General features: G+C 52.9%; 1 protein-coding gene. It reads right to left on the bottom strand.

The features are described 5' to 3' along the window. Positions 1 to 280, bottom strand: a 280-nt coding sequence (locus tag SAY88_RS24970; RefSeq protein WP_332635117.1) for a glutamate--tRNA ligase family protein, incomplete at both ends; no start/stop codon positions are given.

Below are 280 nucleotides of genomic sequence, written 5' to 3'. Positions count from 1 at the left end.
CGTGGCTGATCTTCATCAGGTGGTCGTCAATGACAACGGCAAAGTTGTACGTTGGCATCCCGTCGCGCTTTTGGATGACAAAGTCGCCCCCAATTGATTGGGCCTCAAACGACATGGGTCCCTTAACCAGGTCTTCCCATTCAAAGACTTCATCCTTAGGTACCCGGAACCGGATGACCGGCTTTAAGCCCTTTTCTTCGGCTGCTTCTTGGGCCGCCTTGATTTGGTCATCGCTCATGCCGGCATATTCGTATTCATAGTGTGGCATTTGGTGGGCCGC

The sequence above is a fragment of the Halalkalibacter flavus genome (assembly GCF_036663575.1).
GTDB classification, from domain to species: domain Bacteria; phylum Bacillota; class Bacilli; order Bacillales; family Bacillaceae_D; genus Halalkalibacter; species Halalkalibacter flavus.
Note: the sequence above shows the minus strand (reverse complement) of the source record. Positions and strands in the feature narration are given on the sequence as shown.